General features: G+C 40.0%; 1 protein-coding gene. It reads left to right on the forward strand.

All coding sequences use genetic code 11. From position 1 onward, the window contains the following. Positions 1-300 (forward strand): membrane protein insertase YidC (yidC, locus tag A3766_RS10200; protein WP_156508855.1); only part of this gene is annotated, 300 nt, incomplete at both ends.

Here is a 300-nt window from a genome sequence, read left to right on the forward strand (position 1 = left end):
GCCACTATTCCTATTGCTTGATTTCTTCTATGGCATTGTATTGAACTGGGGTTTTGCAATTATTCTAGTGACTGTTTGTGTTAAGGCTTTGTTCTTCAAGTTGTCGGCTGCAAGTTATCGTTCTATGGCGAATATGCGTCGGGTAGCACCTAAGCTACAAGCTTTAAAAGAACAGTATGGCGATGATCGTCAGAAGATGTCTCAAGGAATGATGGAGCTCTATAAGAAAGAGAAAATTAATCCTCTTGGTGGTTGTCTGCCTATTCTTGTTCAGATGCCTGTATTTATCGCTTTATACTG

Source organism: Oleiphilus sp. HI0132 (assembly GCF_001635845.1).